Origin of the sequence: Nocardia sp. NPDC088792, assembly GCF_044750615.1 — a bacterium.
Taxonomy (GTDB): Bacteria; Actinomycetota; Actinomycetes; order Mycobacteriales; family Mycobacteriaceae; genus Nocardia.
In genome coordinates, this window is the sequence record NZ_JBIVKC010000002.1 from 1866387 (window position 1) to 1879866 (window position 13480).

Annotated in this window: 13 protein-coding genes and 1 pseudogene; 9 read left to right on the plus strand and 5 right to left on the minus strand. The window is 67.1% G+C overall.

What is annotated here, in order from left to right; genetic code table 11:
• Nucleotides 1–3 precede the first annotated feature (3 nt).
• Both ACIP5Y_RS17730 and ACIP5Y_RS17735 read left to right on the plus strand, forming a co-directional pair.
• Nucleotides 4–1293 carry an RNA polymerase sigma factor gene (locus ACIP5Y_RS17730; protein WP_400351182.1) on the plus strand — a complete coding sequence of 430 codons (1290 nt, stop codon included), beginning with the start codon at nucleotides 4–6 and terminating at the stop codon, nucleotides 1291–1293.
• A 143-nt stretch (nucleotides 1294–1436) separates the two neighbouring features.
• Nucleotides 1437–1919 (plus strand): transglycosylase SLT domain-containing protein, encoded by a 483-nt coding sequence (locus tag ACIP5Y_RS17735; RefSeq protein ID WP_400351183.1) that lies wholly within the window; start codon nucleotides 1437–1439, stop codon nucleotides 1917–1919.
• 27 nt (nucleotides 1920–1946) lie between these two features.
• On the opposite strand, the gene ACIP5Y_RS17740 is transcribed toward ACIP5Y_RS17735, so the two are convergent.
• Entirely contained in the window at nucleotides 1947–2795 is an 849-nt protein-coding gene (locus ACIP5Y_RS17740; RefSeq protein ID WP_400351184.1) for an SDR family oxidoreductase, read from the minus strand.
• A 109-nt stretch (nucleotides 2796–2904) separates the two neighbouring features.
• Here ACIP5Y_RS17740 and ACIP5Y_RS17745 point away from each other — a divergent pair, with 109 nt between their 5' ends.
• The 4 genes from ACIP5Y_RS17745 (at nucleotide 2905) to ACIP5Y_RS17760 (ending at nucleotide 5610) form a co-directional block, all read left to right on the plus strand.
• Nucleotides 2905–3303 carry a winged helix-turn-helix transcriptional regulator gene (locus ACIP5Y_RS17745; protein WP_400351185.1) on the plus strand — a complete coding sequence of 133 codons (399 nt, stop codon included), beginning with the start codon at nucleotides 2905–2907 and terminating at the stop codon, nucleotides 3301–3303.
• 153 nt (nucleotides 3304–3456) lie between these two features.
• Nucleotides 3457–4149, plus strand: a complete 693-nt coding sequence (locus ACIP5Y_RS17750; RefSeq protein ID WP_400351186.1) for a response regulator transcription factor — start codon at nucleotides 3457–3459, stop codon at nucleotides 4147–4149.
• Entirely contained in the window at nucleotides 4146–5375 is a 1230-nt protein-coding gene (locus tag ACIP5Y_RS17755; protein WP_400351187.1) for an ATP-binding protein, read from the plus strand. The genes ACIP5Y_RS17750 and ACIP5Y_RS17755 overlap by 4 nt, the downstream gene beginning before the upstream one ends.
• A gap of 64 nt (nucleotides 5376–5439) precedes the next feature.
• Entirely contained in the window at nucleotides 5440–5610 is a 171-nt protein-coding gene (locus tag ACIP5Y_RS17760; protein ID WP_400351188.1) for a sigma factor-like helix-turn-helix DNA-binding protein, read from the plus strand.
• Between the two features lie 113 nt (nucleotides 5611–5723).
• Here the strand turns inward: ACIP5Y_RS17760 and lpdA are convergent, their stop codons facing one another.
• Genes lpdA through ACIP5Y_RS17775 form a run of 3 tightly spaced genes read right to left on the minus strand, consistent with a single transcriptional unit; the run spans nucleotide 5724 to nucleotide 8495 of the window.
• Complete coding sequence (gene lpdA / locus ACIP5Y_RS17765) at nucleotides 5724–7127, minus strand: dihydrolipoyl dehydrogenase (RefSeq protein ID WP_400351189.1); 1404 nt, start codon at nucleotides 7125–7127, stop codon at nucleotides 5724–5726.
• 32 nt (nucleotides 7128–7159) lie between these two features.
• Nucleotides 7160–7465: a nuclear transport factor 2 family protein gene (locus tag ACIP5Y_RS17770; RefSeq protein ID WP_400351190.1), complete on the minus strand. Its 306-nt coding sequence runs from the start codon at nucleotides 7463–7465 to the stop codon at nucleotides 7160–7162.
• A 25-nt stretch (nucleotides 7466–7490) separates the two neighbouring features.
• Nucleotides 7491–8495 (minus strand): dipeptidase, encoded by a 1005-nt coding sequence (locus ACIP5Y_RS17775; protein ID WP_400351191.1) that lies wholly within the window; start codon nucleotides 8493–8495, stop codon nucleotides 7491–7493.
• A gap of 94 nt (nucleotides 8496–8589) precedes the next feature.
• On the opposite strand from ACIP5Y_RS17775, the gene ACIP5Y_RS17780 reads away from it, so the two are divergent.
• From ACIP5Y_RS17780 to aspA, 3 genes and pseudogenes are all read left to right on the plus strand, one after another.
• The gene (locus ACIP5Y_RS17780) at nucleotides 8590–10635 is read left to right on the plus strand and encodes a prolyl oligopeptidase family protein (RefSeq protein ID WP_400351192.1); all 2046 of its coding nucleotides are present in this window, start codon (nucleotides 8590–8592) and stop codon (nucleotides 10633–10635) included.
• Nucleotides 10636–10723: 88 nt separating this feature from the next.
• Nucleotides 10724–10987: pseudogene (locus ACIP5Y_RS17785) on the plus strand (cyclic nucleotide-binding domain-containing protein); the annotation flags it as partial.
• A gap of 120 nt (nucleotides 10988–11107) precedes the next feature.
• Complete coding sequence (aspA, locus tag ACIP5Y_RS17790) at nucleotides 11108–12514, plus strand: aspartate ammonia-lyase (RefSeq protein WP_400351313.1); 1407 nt, start codon at nucleotides 11108–11110, stop codon at nucleotides 12512–12514.
• Nucleotides 12515–12584: 70 nt separating this feature from the next.
• Here the strand turns inward: aspA and ACIP5Y_RS17795 are convergent, their stop codons facing one another.
• Nucleotides 12585–13445, minus strand: coding sequence for an alpha/beta fold hydrolase (locus tag ACIP5Y_RS17795; protein WP_400351193.1), 861 nt, complete (start codon nucleotides 13443–13445; stop codon nucleotides 12585–12587).
• Nucleotides 13446–13480: the final 35 nt, after the last annotated feature.

The following is a 13480-nucleotide window of genomic DNA, read 5'->3' on the forward strand; positions in this document are numbered from 1 at the left end:
CGCATGACCCCGCCGCGGTCGCCCGCACAGCAGGCGCGCGAGGCCGTCGAGGCGGCCTGGCGCGTCGAGTGGCCGCGGCTGGTCGCCGGTCTCACCCGGGTGGCCGGCGATATCTCCACCGCCGAGGAGCTGGCCCAGGACGCCCTGGTCGCGGCCCTCGAGCAGTGGCCGCGGGACGGTATCCCGCCCAATCCGGGGGCGTGGCTCATGCTCACCGCGAAACACCGTGCGGTGGACCGTTTCCGGCGGGACGCCACCTTCGCGCGCAAGCTGACACTGCTCGGCCATCAACTGCTGATCGACGAGAAATCCTCGGTCGCAACCGATCCCGCATCCCTCGCGACCGCGGCTCCCGCGATCGACGACGACCTGCTGCGCATGATCTTCACCGCCTGCCATCCGGTGCTCACCCCGCCCGCGCGGGCGGCACTCACCCTGCGCATGGTCGGCGGCCTCACCACCACCGAGATCGCCCGCGCCTATCTGGTGCCGGAATCGACTGTGGCGCAACGTATCGTGCGGGCCAAGCGCACCATCGCAGACAAACGGGTGCCCTACGAGGTGCCCGCGGGGGAAGAACTGGCGGCCCGGCTGGATTCGGTACTCGAGGTGATCTACCTGATCTTCAACGAGGGGTACGCCGCGACCTCCGGCGGCCGCTGGGTGCGCGTCGAATTATGTGAGGACGCACTGCGCTTGGCGCGCATCCTCACCGGGCTGCTGCCCGCGGAGCCGGAGGCGCACGGCCTGGCGGCCCTGCTGGAGTTGCAGGCGTCGCGCACGGTGGCCCGTACCGATTCCGGCGCGGGCCTGGTGCTGCTCGCGGATCAGGACCGGTCCCGCTGGAACGGCCTGCTCATCCGCCGTGGTTTCGCCGCGCTGGCGCGGGCGCACACGCTCAACCAGACCCGGCACCGCGCGCCCGGGAAGTACGACCTGCAGGCGGCCATCGCCGCCGTGCACGCCATGGCCCCGAGCCCGGAGGACACCGACTGGCGGCGCATCGCCGGCCTGTATGCCCTGCTCGCAGCGGGGTTTCCGTCACCGATCGTGGAACTGAACCGCGCGGTGGCGGTGTCGATGGTGCACGGACCCGCCGCCGGGCTGGAGCTGGCCGATCCGATCGCCGCGGCCCTGGACGGCTATCACCTGCTGCACGCCGTGCGCGGTGACTTCCTGTCCGCGCTGGGCCGCGGCGCCGAGGCGCGCGCCGAATTCCTGCGGGCGGCCGAGCTGACGGCCAACGACAGTGAGCGAAAGCTCCTCTTGGGACGCGCCGACAACCAGGTCTGATCAGCGCAAATACTGAATGGCCAATCAAGAACTCATAGCGTGTCGCTATGCCCGACCCGGGTTCGAGGCGGGCATACTCACTTTTTTCGCATAGCGACAGATCGGTCTGTTTTCGTGCTTCACCCACACGGAAGGACCAGGCGTTGACATCGAACCGGCCACTCCGAACCCTGACCCTCGGACTCCTGCTCGGCGCGCTCACCACGGCGACGCTGGCAACCGGCCCCACCGCACACGCCGAGGCCCGCGCCGGCACGGCAAGCGAGATCGCCTCCTACACCCTGCCGACGAGCCTCGGCGAACTGGGCAGACTCTTCGGCGCGGCCCAGGCGTTCCAGAAACCCGCCCTGCAGACCCTGGCCCACGTGATCGTGCCGCTCGACCAGTTCGCGGCGTTCGACCAGATCATCACGCACGAGAGCGGGTGGCAGATCTTCGCCATCAACCCGACCTCCGGCGCCTACGGCCTGGCGCAGGCACTGCCCGCGATCAAGATGTTCAGCGAGGGCCCGGACTGGATGTTCAATCCGCTCACCCAGTTGCGCTGGGCCTACCGCTACATGAACCAGCGATACGGCAGCCCCAACGCGGCCTGGGATTTCTGGCAGGCCCACAACTGGTACTGACGGGCCCGGGAACGTCGTAGCGAGGGCTCAGGAGAGCGCGGCGCGGAATACCTCGACGGCCGGCACGGCCGGGCGGCCCAGCAGCTTGTGCAGGTGGCCGCTGTTCACCTCGAGAATGCCGATGCTGATGCCGCTGTCGGCGTCGGCGAGCGCCTGCGCGAAACCGGCGGGCAGACCGCCCTTTTCGAGCGCGGCGGCGTAATCGGCCTGCGGCAGATCCTCGTAACGCACCGGCTTACCGGCGGCGTCCGAAATCGCCTGCGCCAGTTCGACATAGGTCAGGCCCTCATCGCCGCCGAGCTCGTAGACCTGTCCCGCGTGCCCGTCGGTGGTCAGCACGTGCGCGGCCGCGTCCGCGTAATCGGCGCGGGCCGCACCGGATACCCGGCCCTGCCCGGCCGCGCCGTACAGCACCCCGGTGTCGACGGCGTGCGCCAGGCCGCGGGTGTAGTTCTCCCAGTACCAGCCGTTGCGCAGTAGCACGTAGGGCACCGTGGAGTCGGCCAGCACGGCCTCGGTACCGATGTGCTCCTGCGCGAGGATCTGCGGGTTGTTCCCGGCCTGCGGAATGCTGGTGTAGGCGAGCAACTCCACGCCGGCCCGCTCGGCCGCGCGAATCACATTGGTGTGCTGCTCGACCCGCTTGCCGAATTCATTGCCGGAGATCAGCAGCACGCGGTCGACGCCGGCGAAGGCCCGGTCCAGGGACTCCGGGTCGTCGAAGGTCGCCTGGCGTACCTCGACGCCGCGGTCGGCCAGATCGGCCACTTTGGCGGGATCGCGGACGACGGCGACGGGCGTGACGCCCTCGCGCAGCAGCGCCTCGACGACGAGACGACCCAGCTGACCACTGGCTCCGGTGACTGCGACGGTCATGACTACCTCCGAGAATCGGGAATTAACTGCAGGTTCTGCGTGTACTAACTAATAGTAAGCACACTCTATTCCGGAACCGCTACCCGGAAGGTTAGGTAATCTCGAAGCCATGAACACCCGGCATTCCGACCAGGTCTGCGCGACCGACTCCACCCTGGAAGCCGACGTCTTCGCCCGCGACTGCCCCTCCCGCCCGGTGCTCCAGGACGTCGCCAGCCGCTGGGGCGTGCTCGCCCTCGCCGCCCTGCGCGAAGGTCCGCACCGCTTCAGCGCCCTGCGCCGCCACGTCGACGGCATCAGCGAACGCATGCTCTCCCAGACCCTGCAGACCCTGGAACGCGACGGCATGATCGATCGCGAAGTCCAGCAATCCATCCCGCCCCACGTCGAATACACCCTCACCGACCTGGGCGCGCGGATCGCCGACCAACTCCTGGGCCTGATCGACATCCTCGAATCGAACATCGACACGATCAAAGCCGCCCAGGACGCCTACCACCGCGACTGACCGGCCGTTATAGGCTGCTGGTGGCAATCCTCACAATGGGCGGCTCTATCCGTTTCCTAACCATTTCCTAGCCGTCCCCGAGTACTCGCACTCCTACGGTTGTCCGACGCGTACCGGCGTCCCGAACGACCCGGCCGGCGAAATGAGGACCCTATGGCGAACAGTGTCGTGCTCGTCGTCGACGACGACGCGCGGGTCCTCACCTCGGTGGCCCGCGGACTGCGACTGTCGGGATTCACCGTCGATACCGCGACGGACGGCGCCTCCGCATTGCAGCGCATTGCCGTGAATCCGCCCGCGGCCGTGGTGCTGGACCTCAATATGCCCGGGCTGGACGGCGTCCAGGTGGTGACCGCGCTGCGGTCGCTGGGCAATGACGTGCCGATCTGCGTGCTCAGCGCGCGGTCCGAGGTCAATGACCGGATCGGGGCGCTCACCGCGGGTGCGGACGACTACCTCACCAAACCCTTCGCCCTCGGCGAGCTGGTTGCGCGCTTGCACGCGCTGCTGCGCAGAGCGGGAGCCACGGTGGCCGCCGATCCCGCGGAGACCACGGTCGGGGAGCTCACCGTGCACACGGGGTCGCGCCGCGCGTATGCCAACGGGGTGCTGCTCGACCTCACCAAACGCGAATTCGATCTGCTGGCGGCGCTCGCCTCGGCGCCCGGGCAGGTGTTCTCGCGGGCCGAATTGCTCAATGACGTGTGGGGATACACCTTCGAGACCCAGACCAAGGTGGTCGACGTGTTCGTCTCCTACCTGCGCGCCAAGATCGAGGCGACCGGCTGCCCGCGGGTACTGCACACCGTGCGCGGCGTGGGCTACGTGCTGCGGACCGAACCGTGAACCGGCCCATCTCGCTGCGCACCCGGGTCGCGGTCGCGTGCGCGTCGGTCACCATCCTGGTGGTCGGGGTGATCTCGACGGTGTTCCTGGCCGTGGTGCACACCGATACCGCCCGCCAGCTCGACACCGTGGTGCGGTCGCTGCACGTGTCCTCGTCCGACGGGAAGGATCGGCTGACGCCGCCCGGACCGCAGCGCACGGTGCTGCTGGAGGACGGCTCCGGCTACGTGTGGGAACTGCCGGCCGCGGGCAAGGAGGTCACCGTCACCACCTCCATCCCCAAATCCACGGTGGAGCAGATGATCACGCAGCGCACCCAGCGCGTGCTGGCGGTCGCCGTGGTGTCCACCCTGCTGGCCGGCTGGCTGGGCTGGTTCGTCGCCCGCCGCGCGGTGCTGCCGCTGCGCGAGCTGACCGACGCCACCCGCGATGTGGGATCCGTACTGCACCTGGATGTTTCACCGCAGCACGCCACCACCGAGACCAATGAACTGGCCACCGCCATGAACGAGATGCTGGACCACATCGCGGAGGAACGCCGGCACACCGCCGACGCCCTGGCCGCCGCCCGCGACTTCGCCGCCACCTCCGCCCACGAACTGCGCACCCCGCTGACCTCCATGCGCATGGATCTGGAAGTGCTGCAATCCATGCGACTTCCCGAGGCGGAGCGCGCCGAGATCATCGGCGAGGTGCTCAATGCCCAGCGCGCCGTGGAATCCACCCTGTTCGCGCTGGAGCGGCTCGCGCAGGGCTCGCTGAGCACCGAATCCGATTGGGCGGAGATCGATCTCGACGAGCTCATCGATCAGGTCGGCCACGATGCCCGCCGCACCCATCCGGGCGTCACCGTCACCTCGCTGGTCACCGCGCCGATCCATCTGCGCGGCCTGGAGGCCGGTATCCGGCTCATCCTGGAGAACGCGGTCACCAACTCGGTCCGGCACGGCGCGGCCACCCGCATCGAAATCGATGCCCGGCCGATCGCGGGCGATCGCGTCGTCCTCACCGTGGACGACAACGGCACCGGCATACCGCCTGCCGACCGCGAGCGCGTCTTCACCCGCTTCACCCGCGGCGCTACCGAGGCCCCCGGCAGCGGACTGGGCCTCGCGCTGGTGGCCCAGCAGGCCCGGATCCATCACGGCGGCGTCCGTTTCACCGACAGCCCGCTGGGCGGCGCCCGCCTCGAGGTCACCCTCGCGCGATCTCTATCCGTTTCTTAGCAATCGGCTATCCGAACCTGAACACCCCCGCTCCTAGGCTGGAAACAGATCCAGAAGGAGCGTCATGAAGGTTTTCGCCAGTCCCGCCCAGCAGGCCGTGCTGTACCTGCGAGTCGGGCTGGGCTGGAGCGTCGAACGCACCGCCGACGAGATCGGCGCCAGCCCGGAGCAGGTCCGCCTGCTGCAGCACCGGGCGCTCCAGAGACTTCGCGAGCAGCTCCCTACTGCCTCGTGAGGACCGGACCGCAACGTCGGGGGAGGTCCGGCGCCGTGCTCGCACGGTGAAGATACGAAAAGGGCCCGGTGTCAGCGTTTTTCGCTGACACCGGGCCCTTTTTCGTTCGCGGATCAGAAGTTGATCATGTGCCCCGCGAGGCCGTGGATGGCCTCCTGCAGCGCCTCCGACAGGGTCGGGTGGGTGTGCACGTTGCGGGCCAGTTCGTTGACCGTGAGGTCCCACTTCTGGGCGAGGGTCAGTTCCGGCAGCAGCTCGGAGACGTCGGGGCCGATGAGGTGGCCGCCGATGAGTTCCCCGTACTTGTTGTCGGAGATCAGCTTCACGAAGCCGGTCGGGTCGCCGAGGCCGTGCGCCTTGCCGTTGGCGGTGAACGGGAAGGTCGCGACCTTCACGTCGTAGCCCTCGGCGCGCGCCTGCTCCTCGGTGAGACCGAAGGAGGCGACCTGCGGCTGGCAGAAGGTGGCCCGCGGCATCATGCGGTAGTCGCCCAGCGCGAGGGTCTCCGCGCCGGCGATGGTCTCCGCCGCCACCACGCCCTGCGCCTCCGCGACGTGCGCGAGCTGCAGCTTGGCGGTGACGTCGCCGATGGAGTAGATGTGCGGCACGTTGGTGCGCATGTAGTCGTCGATGGCGATGGCGCCGCGGTCGGTCAGCTGCACGCCGGTGTTCTCCAGGCCGTAGCCCTCCACCCGCGGCGCGAAACCGACGGCCTGCAGCACCTTGTCGACGGTGACGGTCTCGACGGCCCCGGACTTGTTGTCCTTGATGGCCACGGTGACCTTGGAACCGTCATCGTCGATGGACTGGACGGCCGCACCGGTGGTGATGGTGATGCCGAGCTTCTTGTACGCCTTGGTGATCTCCTTGGAGACGTCGGCGTCCTCGTTCGGCAGTGCGCGGTCGAGGAATTCGACGATCCGCACGTCCACGCCGTAGTTCTTGAGGACGTAGCCGAACTCCATGCCGATGGCGCCCGCACCCACGATGAGAATCGAGCCCGGCAGGTCACGGGTGAGGATCTGCTCCTCGTAGGTGACCACGTTGGCGGAGAGCGAGGTGCCCGGCAGCAGCTTGGTGACGGTGCCGGTCGCGATGATCACATTGTCGAACGTGAGGGTTTCGGTGCCCCCCTTGGACAGCTCGACGGACAGCGTGTTCGCGTCCGTGAACGTGCCCTTGCCGTCGAATTCGTCGATCTTGTTCTTCTTCATCAGGAAGTGGACGCCCTTGACGCGGCCGTCCGCGACCTTGCGGCTGCGGTCGAATGCCGCGCCGAAGTCGAAGGTCGCCTGCCCCGAGATACCGAAGGTCTTGGCTTCCTTGGTGAAGATATGGGCCAGTTCCGCGTTACGCAGCAGTGCCTTGGAGGGGATGCAGCCCACGTTCAGGCATACGCCACCCCAGTATTTCTGCTCGACGATCGCTGTTCGCAGGCCGAGTTGAGCGGCGCGAATCGCGGCGACGTAACCGCCGGGACCAGCGCCGAGAACGACGACATCGTAGTGGGAAGTCACGGCTTCGAGATTAGACCCATGAGCGGATCAGCTCACGCCTGGCCGGTTTCGAAGCGAGTGATCTTGCCGTCACCCACGGTGAAACGCCAGGCGGTGCGCATGGAGCCCCAGCGGTCGTTGGCGTAGTCGGCCACCAATGCGGTCGGGCCGCTCACGGATTCGACCTGCATGCGGCCGTTGCTGCCGAAGATCTCGCTCTGCACCCACTCCTGCAGATCGCGGTCGTTGCCGTCGTCGGACATGGTGGCGTCGTCGGTGAGCAGTTGGTAGAAGGTGGTGCGGTCGCCGGTGTTGACGGCGTCGATGAACTGCTGGACGGTCGGGTCGAGCTCGGGCATTTTCGTTCCCTCTCGATCGGCGGACTCAGTCTCTCCACACCTGCCGGGCCACCCGCGCGAAGTTGCCACCGAAGACGGCCTCGCGCTCCGTTTCCGAAAAGCCGCGGCGGGCGAGTACCGCATCCAGACCGAGCAGGTCCTCCGGCGGTGTCCACTGCAGTTGACCGTAGCGGGTGTATTCCTCGGAGTAGTTCCCGGGGTTGGCGGCCAGCATGTCGTTGAAGTCGTCGGCGTCGAAGGAGTAGTCGGAGCCGATGCCGATGTGCTCGATGCCGACGAGTTCCGCGCCGTAGACGATGTGGTCGGCAATGGCCTCGACGCGCTGCGGATTCTCGTCGATCCCGTTGTGGCCCAGGAATATTCCGACACCATTGAGCCCGATCACGCCGCCGGTGGCGGCGCAGGCCCGGGCTTGGTCGTCGGTGATATTGCGCGGATGTTCCCACAGCGCACGGAAATTCGAGTGGCTGTAGATCATGGGCACGGTGGTGATCTCGGCGATGTCGAGCCCGGTCCGCGCGGAACAGTGTGACCCGTCGGCGAATACGCCGGTCTCGTTGAGTTTGCGGATCAGGTCGCGTCCGTACCCGGTCAGCCCGGTGTCCTCGGTGTCGAGGCAGCCGCAGCCGGCGGCATTGGCGCGGTTGTAGGTGGGCAGCAGTGAGCGCAGCCCGAGGTCGTGGAAGACCTCGACATTGTCGAGATCCCCTTCGAGCGGGTCCGAGTCCTCCAGGTCGAAGGCCAGTGCGATGAGTTCCTCGTCCGCGGCTTCCGTCCCGGGTTCGGGCCAGGCGTCGGCGATGCTCTTCACCAGCCGGAATCGCCCGTCCGCCAAGGCATCCCGCCGGAACACGTCCATCAGCTCGAGCACGTCGCGGGTGGATTGCGGCGTGAATCCCACATTCACCGACAAATAGGAACCGAGCGGATATCGGCCCAGTTCACCGAGGTCCGCGGTCGGCAGCAGCGGCAGGCAGCAGTGCTGTTCCCATAGTCGCGGCCGGGTATTCCCCTCGGGCTGGTGCGGCACTCCCCGGACCTCCTGGTGCGGCTGGGCATCGAAGCAGCAATCCTACCGACCGGGACCGCTGACACCATTTCCCCGGCCCGGTAAGAATGGGGACATGACCGGTGTCGGAGAGAGCGTGACGGATCCCTACCTGTGGCTCGAAGAAGTCACCAGCGATGCGGCCCTGGACTGGGCGCGGGAACACAATGAGGTGGCGATAGGGCGGTTCGCCGCCTCCGATCGCTTCCGCGACCTGGAATCGCGCATTCTCGCCATGCTGGACACCGACACCCGCATCGCCTACCCCGGCCGGCGCGGCAGCTGGCTGTACAACTTCTGGCGCGACGGCGCCCACCCGAAGGGCCTGTGGCGGCGTACCTCCTTCGCCGAGTACGCCAAGGACGACCCGGCCTGGGAAATCTTGATCGATCTGGACGAGCTGGCCGCCAGCGAGGACGAGAACTGGGTGTGGGGCGGTGCGAGCGTGCTGCGCCCGGAGCAGTCGCGGGCGCTGCTGAGCCTGTCGCGCGGTGGTTCGGACGCGAAGGTGGTGCGCGAATTCGATATCGAGTCGAAGACGTTCGTCGCCCCGGAGGACGGTGGCTTCTTCCTGCCGGAAGCCAAATCCGATATGCACTGGATCGATATCGACACCTTGTACGTGGGAACGGATTTCGGCCCGGGTTCGCTCACCGATTCCGGCTATCCGCGCATCACCAAGCGCTGGCGCCGCGGCACCCCGCTGACCGAGGCGGAGACGGTGTTCGAGGGCGAGACCGGCGATGTGGCGGTATCGGCCGCCTACGACCACACTCCCGGCTATGAACGGCATTTCGTGGGCCGCTCCACCGATTTCTTCAATTCGGAGGAGTACCTGCTCGCGGACGACGGCGCCCTGCGCCGCATCGAGACCCCGACCGACGCGTCGGTGTCGATCTACAAGGACTGGATGACGGTGCGCCTCAAGTCGCCGTGGGAGGTGAACGGCACCACCTATCCGGCGGGCGCGCTGATCGGCGCCGATTTCGGTGAATTCATGGCCGGGTCGAGGGATTTCGATCTCCTGTTCACTCCCGACGAGCACACCGCGCTGCACGGCCGCGGCTGGACCGAGAACCACCTGCTGCTGGTGACCCTCGAGGATGTGCAGACCAAGCTGTACGTACTGACGCCCGGCCCCGACGGCTGGACCCGCGAACCGCTCGCCGATGCCCCGCCCATGGCGACCACCAGTGTCATGAACCTGGACCCACTGGAGGGCGGCGACGAATTCATGCTCTCCACAAGCGGTTTCACCCGTCCGGCCACGCTCATGACCGGTTCGGTGGGCGGCCCCACCGAGGTACTGAAGACCGAGCCGGAGTTCTTCGACGCGGCCGGCGTGGTGACCGAGCAGTTCTTCGCCGAGTCCGATGACGGCACCATGATCCCGTATTTCGTCATCCGGCACCGCGATCAGGTGGGCAAGCCGGGCCCCACCATCATGTCCGGCTACGGCGGTTTCGAGGTCTCGCGCACGCCCGCCTACAGCGGCGCGTTCGGTATGGGCTGGCTGGAGCGCGGCGGCACCTGGGTGATGACGAATCTGCGCGGCGGCGGCGAGTACGGCCCGCAGTGGCACACCTCGGTGCTGAAGGCCAACCGGCACAAGGTGTACGAGGATTTCTCCTCGATCGCGAAGGATCTGGTGGCGCGCGGCATCACCACCCATGATCGGCTGGGCGCGGTCGGCGGCAGCAATGGCGGTCTGCTCATGGGCGTCATGCTGACCCGCTATCCGGAGTTGTTCGGGGCCATCGTGTGTCAGGTGCCGCTACTGGATATGAAGCGCTATCACCTGCTGCTGGCGGGCGCGTCGTGGGTGGCCGAGTACGGCGATCCGGAGAAGCCGGAGGAGTGGGAGTTCCTCTCGAAGTATTCGCCGTATCAGAACACCCGCACGGACGTGAAGTACCCGCCGCTGCTGCTCACCACGTCCACCAAGGACGACCGGGTGCATCCGGGGCATGCCCGGAAGATGGCCGCGCTGCTGGACTCCGAGGGTCACCGCTACTGGTACTACGAGAACATCGAGGGCGGGCACGGCGGCGCCGCGGACAACAAGCAGTCGGCGTTCCAGGCGGCCCTGATCTACGAGTTCTTCACCGACATGCTCATGTAGGTTTGCGGTCGTGACCGCGCCTTTCGAGAGCCTGCTCGCGACCGCCTCGACCGCGACCGGTATCGATCCGGAGGACCTGCGGGTCCTGATGGCCGATGCCGAGCGCCGCGAATATCCCGCCGGCGCGACACTGTTCCACGAGTCGACGCCGCATCAGTGGGTCGGCATCGTGGTGTCCGGTGAGGTCGAACTGGTGGCCGGTCTGGCCGGGCAGCAGACGAGGCTGGGCCGGATCGGCCCGGGCGGCTTGCTCTCGGAGATCTCCATGCTGGATGCGGGTCCGCACACCTATACCGCGCGCACTCCGCAGGGCGCGGTGGTGCTGACGGTGCCGCTCGCCGCCTTGGACGAGATGGCGAAGCAGCAGCCGGATCGGTACTACCGCATCGTGGCCCGGGTCGCCGATCTGATCAGTCAGCGGCTGCGCTTCGTCTCCGGGCAGCTGGCCCAGCAGGTGGCGGCGCAGCGGGTGATGGGCGGCATTCGGCGCGAACATGATTCGCTGGGTGAGCGGGAGCTGCCCGATGTCGTCTATTACGGCGTGCAGACGCTGCGGGCGGTGGAGAACTTCCGGATCTCCGGCATCGAGTTGCACACGTTCGATCATCTGGTGTGCGCGCTGGCCTATGTGAAAAAGGCGGCGGCGCTGGCCAATGCGGAGATCGGCTCGATCACGCAGGCGAAGGCCGATGCGATCACGGCGGCCTGCGACGAGATCCTGGCCGGCGCCCTGCGCTCGGATTTCGTGGTGGACATGGTGCAGGGCGGTGCGGGCACCTCGACCAATATGAACGCGAACGAGGTGATCGCCAACCGCGGCCTGGAACTGATGGGCCACCGCAAGGGCGAATACCAGTTCCTGCACCCCAATGACGATGTGAACTGCTCGCAGTCCACCAATGACGTCTATCCCACCTCGGTGAAACTCGGTGTGCACCTGTCCCTGCAGGATGCCGCCGATGCCCTGGACGAGCTGCGTACGGCCCTGCGGGACAAGGCGGCCGAATTCGCCGATGTCATCAAGATGGGCCGCACCCAGTTGCAGGATGCGGTGCCGATGACCCTGGGTCAGGAGTTCGGCGCGTACGCGGTCATGGTCGCCGAGGCGGTCCGGCATCTGCGTGGCGCGGCCGCGGATCTGCTGGCGATCAATATGGGCGGCACCGCCATCGGCACCGGCATCACCAGTCCGCCCGGCTATGCGGAGCTGGTCACCCGCAAGCTCGGCGAGGTGACCGGGCTGTCGTTCTACGAGGCCGAGAATCTGGTGGAGGCGACCCAGGATTCCGGTGCGTTCGTGGCCATTTCGGCGACCATGAAGCGGGCGGCCGTCCAGTTGTCGAAGATCTGCAATGATCTGCGCCTGCTGTCCTCCGGTCCGCGCGCCGGACTGGGCGAGATCAATCTGCCTGCCATGCAACCGGGTTCGTCGATCATGCCCGGCAAGGTGAATCCGGTGATCCCGGAGGTGGTGAGCCAGGTCTGCTTCCAGCTCATCGGCTACGACATGACGGTGACCATGGCCGCCGAGGCCAGTCAGCTGGAACTCAATATGGCCGAGCCGATCATGGCCTACGACCTGCTGCAGGGCCTGATGATGCTGCGCAATGCGGCGGTCACGCTGACCAGCCGCTGCGTCACCGGCATCACCGCCAATCGCGAGCACTGCCGGGACCTGGTCAACAACAGCATCGGCCTGGTCACCGCGCTGGTGCCCAAGCTCGGCTACGAGGAGGCGGCGGCCATCGCGAAGGAGGCGCTGCACACCGGCGGCAGCGTGTACGACCTTGTGCTGCAGCGTGGTTCGCTGACCCGTGCGGAACTGGACGATCTACTCAGCCCGGAGAAGATGACCGCGCCCCGGTCACGAACGCTCTGAGCCGGTATCGACGGACTTTGCGAGCCGGGGTCGACGGACTCTGCGAGCCGGAATCGACGGACTCTGCGAGTCAGCGGTCCCGCAGCCACTTTTCGACGTAGTCGAGGGTGGATTCGGGCTCGCTGATCCACCCGTTGTGCCCGAGCGGCGCCGGATTGTGCCAGCTGGTGATGTCGGCGTTGGGCAGCTTGGCGAGCAGCTGCCGCGCCGAACTCTGCGGCGCGAGTTCATCTCCCCGCATGGTGATCGACAGCACCGGCAGCTTCAGCCGCGAGATCCGCTCCTCGTAATCGATATCCGCCCCGGCGGGCTCGAATTTCCCGCTGCGCGCCAGCCGCGCCCAGTCGGTGATGAGCATTTTGGACTGCCGTCCGAATCCGCCGGCGGTAATGGTGTCGCCCGGCCAGAATCCGGCGAGGTTGGCGGTCAACGAGATTGCCGCGCTGCCGAGCAGGAAGCCGGGCGCGGCGAGTCCGCGATATCCGCGGTGATACGGCGTTCCCGAGGCGATGAGTATCAGTCCGCCCAGCCGCCCGCGGATCCGGGCCGCGTACATGACGCCCAATTGCCCGCCCATGCTGTGCCCGAGCAGATATGGCGTGCTGTCCGGAAACCGTTCCCGCACCACTTCGAACATGGCGGGGAAGTCGACGGACACCAATTCCTGGTATCCGTAGGTGCTGAGGGAGCTCGGTTTGGGCTTACTGTCTCCGTTGCCTCGTAATTCGAGCAGTGCGACATCGAAGCCGCGTGCCGCCAAGGGATTCCCGAACAGGGAGTAGTACTCGCCCGGCACCCCGAGTCCCGGGACGATAACAATTACCGGCCTCGGCGTGTCGGCGGTGATGGAATGCCGATGTGCGCCTTTCGCCGGAATCAACCGCACCGGCACCGTCGTCCCGTCGGGCATCTGAATGGGCACAGTCTCCATTTGCCGAACGCTACCTGTCCGGAACCCCTTTCATA

Excerpts from the sequence above, each read along its gene's own strand:
- ACIP5Y_RS17795 (WP_400351193.1), bottom strand. The coding sequence starts at position 13,445 with ATGGAGACTGTGCCCATTCAGATGCCCGACGGGACGACGGTGCCGGTG.
- aspA (WP_400351313.1), top strand. The coding sequence starts at position 11,108 with ATGGGCGGCATTCGGCGCGAACATGATTCGCTGGGTGAGCGGGAGCTG.
- ACIP5Y_RS17740 (WP_400351184.1), bottom strand. The coding sequence starts at position 2,795 with ATGACCGTCGCAGTCACCGGAGCCAGTGGTCAGCTGGGTCGTCTCGTC.
- ACIP5Y_RS17750 (WP_400351186.1), top strand. The coding sequence starts at position 3,457 with ATGGCGAACAGTGTCGTGCTCGTCGTCGACGACGACGCGCGGGTCCTC.
- ACIP5Y_RS17760 (WP_400351188.1), top strand. The coding sequence starts at position 5,440 with ATGAAGGTTTTCGCCAGTCCCGCCCAGCAGGCCGTGCTGTACCTGCGA.
- ACIP5Y_RS17730 (WP_400351182.1), top strand. The coding sequence starts at position 4 with ATGACCCCGCCGCGGTCGCCCGCACAGCAGGCGCGCGAGGCCGTCGAG.
- ACIP5Y_RS17780 (WP_400351192.1), top strand. The coding sequence starts at position 8,590 with ATGACCGGTGTCGGAGAGAGCGTGACGGATCCCTACCTGTGGCTCGAA.
- ACIP5Y_RS17745 (WP_400351185.1), top strand. The coding sequence starts at position 2,905 with ATGAACACCCGGCATTCCGACCAGGTCTGCGCGACCGACTCCACCCTG.
- ACIP5Y_RS17770 (WP_400351190.1), bottom strand. The coding sequence starts at position 7,465 with ATGCCCGAGCTCGACCCGACCGTCCAGCAGTTCATCGACGCCGTCAAC.